Origin of the sequence: Tabrizicola sp., assembly GCF_031377265.1 — a bacterium.
Lineage (GTDB): Bacteria > Pseudomonadota > Alphaproteobacteria > Rhodobacterales > Rhodobacteraceae > JAUYQR01.
Genome location: NZ_JANMET010000333.1, coordinates 1 through 3,272, shown reverse-complemented (window position 1 = coordinate 3,272; position 3,272 = coordinate 1). Strand labels below are relative to the sequence as shown.

At 67.5% G+C, this 3,272-nt stretch carries 3 protein-coding genes; all 3 read left to right on the top strand.

Going from position 1 to position 3,272, the window contains the following annotated elements:
* The coding region (locus RMO18_RS17895; RefSeq protein ID WP_309667748.1) for a TOBE domain-containing protein at positions 1-519 on the top strand (519 nt) is incomplete at its 5' end.
* A complete protein-coding gene (locus RMO18_RS17890) occupies positions 512-1,504 on the top strand; it encodes an ABC transporter ATP-binding protein (protein WP_309667746.1) in 993 nt (330 codons plus the stop codon). The genes RMO18_RS17895 and RMO18_RS17890, both read left to right, overlap by 8 nt.
* Positions 1,505-1,515: 11 nt before the next feature.
* Entirely contained in the window at positions 1,516-3,138 is a 1,623-nt protein-coding gene (locus RMO18_RS17885; RefSeq protein ID WP_309667745.1) for a dihydroxyacetone kinase subunit DhaK, read from the top strand.
* Positions 3,139-3,272: the final 134 nt, after the last annotated feature.

Sequence of the window (3,272 nt, the reverse complement as noted above, 5' to 3'; positions counted from 1 at the left end):
GACCAGCTGGAGGCGATGCAGATGGGCGACAAGATCGTGGTGATGAACCACGGCGTTGTCGAACAGTTCGGCACCCCGCAAGACATCTACGACCATCCCGCCACACTGTTTGTCGCCGATTTCATCGGCAGCCCGTCGATGAACTTCCTGCGCTTTGACGGCGCGGTTGCCGCGGGGGCCAGTTCGGTGCGGCTGGGTGAAATCGACATGGCCCTGCCGCAGGTGCAAGAGGCCATCTCTGGCAAGCTTGTCCTTGGGGTGCGCCCCGAACATGTGGCGCTGACCGATGCCAGCCCCTACCGCGGCCGGGTAGAGGCGACGGAATATCTGGGCACCACCCAGATCGTCACACTGTCCACCCCGCATGGCCAGATCAAGGCCCGCACCTCGGCCAGCCAGATCACCAAAGTTGGTGACACTGTCGGCCTCACCCTGAACGCCCGCACCCTTGCGCTGTTTGACGACACAACCGGCCGGGCCTTGCGCACCGCCGCCAACGCGGGGGTCCATCATGGCTGAGGTCATCCTTTCCGGTCTGACGAAATCCTACGGGGCCACCAAGGCGCTGAACGACGTCAGCCTGACCATCCCCGATGGTGCCTTCGTCGTCCTCCTCGGCCCCACCGGGGCTGGCAAGACCACCACCCTGCGCCTGATCGCGGGCCTTGACCGGCCCGACACGGGCGACATCCGCGTCGGTGGCGCCTCAGTCGTCAAGGACACCCCCGCCCAGCGCGACGTGGCGATGGTGTTCCAGCAATACTCGCTCTACCCCCACCTCACTGTGCGCGACAACCTCGCCTTCCCCCTCCGCTCGCCGATCATCGCGATGCCCGAGGCCGAGATCGCCAAACTGGTGCAGCAGGTGGCCGAGGTCCTGCGCATCGCCCACAAGCTCGACAACAAGGCCACCAACCTGTCGGGCGGCGAGATGCAGCGCGTCTCCATCGGCCGCGCTCTGGTGCGCCAGCCCCGCATCTACCTGATGGATGAACCGCTCTCCTCCCTCGACGCCAAACTCCGCGCCGACCTGCGGATCGAGCTGAAACGCATCCACGCCGAACTGGGCGCCACCTTCCTTTATGTCACCCATGACCAGATCGAAGCGATGACCATGGCCACCCATGTCGGCGTGCTGGACCAGGGTCGTCTCGTGCAATACGGCTCCCCGCGCGAGATTTATGAAAACCCGGTCTCCGCCTATGTCGCCTCCCGCCTTGGCCAGCCGCGCATCAACCTTTTGCCCGCCAGCGCCTTTGGCAACGCCCCTGCCGGGGCCACCCAGATCGGCCTGCGCCCTGAGCATATCACCCAAGGCCAAGGCCAGCCCGCCACCGTGCGCCGCGTTGAACACCTCGGCGATCAGACCCGCCTGCACCTGGCCCTTGGCCCGCACGACCTGATCACCCTGTCCGACGCCCACACCCCCCTGCGCGCAGGCGAAACTCTGGCCATCCAGCCCCAAAACCCGCTCTGGTTTGATGCCAGCGGCAACCGCATCTGAGGACCAGCCCCATGAAACAGTTCATGAATTCCAAAGACGCTCTGGTGACGGAGGCGATTGACGGCCTGTTGCGCACCTCGGGCGGCAAATTGGCCCGGCTTGACGGTTACCCGCATATCAAGGTCGTCACCCGCACCGATTGGGACCGCAGCAAAGTGGCGCTCGTCTCCGGTGGCGGGTCAGGCCACGAACCCTCGCACGCGGGCTTCGTCGGGCAAGGCATGCTGACGGCGGCGGTCTGCGGCGATGTCTTCGCCTCACCGTCCGTCGATGCCGTGCTTGCGGGCATCCTCGCCGTCACCGGCAAACCCGGCTGCCTGCTCATCGTGAAAAACTACACCGGCGACCGCCTCAATTTCGGCCTCGCCGCCGAACGCGCCCGCGCCTTTGGCCTCAAGGTCTCCATGGTCATCGTCGATGACGACATCGCTTTGCCCGACCTGCCGCAGGCGCGCGGCGTTGCCGGCACCCTTTTCGTCCACAAGATCGCCGGGGCTATGGCCGAATCCGGCACCGATCTCGACACCATCACCGCCGCCGCCACCGCCACGATCAAGGGCGCGATCTCCATCGGCATGTCGCTTGACACCTGCACCGTTCCCGGCAGCCCCAAGGAAGACCGCATCGCCGCCGGCAAGGCCGAACTGGGCCTCGGCATCCACGGCGAGGCCGGGATCGAGCAGGTCGATTTCACCGGCGCCCGCAGCGCGATGGCCATGGTCGCCGAAAAGCTGGCCCCCCACATGGGCGCTGGCGATCACGTGGCGCTCCTCAACAACCTCGGCGGCACCACGCCGTTGGAGATGTCCATCCTCACCGATGAACTCGCCCGCTCCCCGCTCGGGGCGCGCGTCAAATGGATGATTGGCCCCGCCGCGATGATGACCTCGCTCGACATGCACGGCTTCTCCGTCTCGCTCTTGCCGGTCGGCCATGCGCAAGTCACCTCGCTCGCCGCCCCCGTCGCCCCCCACGCCTGGCCCGGCCTGTCGCCCTTGGGCGCGGTCATGGTCAAGCCGCTGCCCGATGGCCTCGCCCCGATCGAAGCCGTGCCCTCCGCCCACCCAGCCCGCCGCGCGCTGCTGGACCGCTGCTGCAAGGCGCTGATCGCGGTTGAGGCGGAGCTGAACCTGCTCGACGCCAAGTCCGGCGACGGCGACACCGGCTCCACCCTCGCCGGGGCCGCGCGCGCCCTGCATGCAGCGCTGGACCGCCTGCCACTGGCGGACCCGACGCAGCTTTACCGCGCCATCGGGGTGGAGCTTAGCCAGACCATGGGCGGCTCCTCCGGCGTCCTCCTCGCCATCTTCTTCGCCGCCGCAGGCGACGCAAGCGCCAGCGGCAAAAGCTGGATAGGCGCCCTCTCCGCAGGCCTCGACCGCGTGATGCAAGTCGGCGGCGCCGCCCCCGGCCACCGCACCATGATCGACGCCCTCGCCCCCGCGCTGGCCGCCCTACCCTCAGGTGTGGCAGCAGCCGCAACAGCGGCGCGCAAGGGTGCCAACGCCACCGCCGAAATGACCCGCGCCAAGGCGGGAAGGGCCACCTACCTCGCCGCTGACAAACTCAAAGGCCACAATGATCCGGGCGCGGAAGGGGTGGCGCGGTTGTTCGAGGATTTGGCGAGGGGGTGACACGTTCTTTCTTACCCGATTTGTCCGTCGACAAATCGGGCCGCGCCCGCCAAGGGGCAGGCAGCCGCGCCCCGATTTCCAAGCGTTCGGGACTGCTGCACCCCCCTTGCCCTCCGGCTTGCGCCTCCAGGCAA

Excerpts from the sequence above, each read along its gene's own strand:
- RMO18_RS17890 (WP_309667746.1), top strand. The coding sequence starts at position 512 with ATGGCTGAGGTCATCCTTTCCGGTCTGACGAAATCCTACGGGGCCACC.
- RMO18_RS17885 (WP_309667745.1), top strand. The coding sequence starts at position 1,516 with ATGAAACAGTTCATGAATTCCAAAGACGCTCTGGTGACGGAGGCGATT.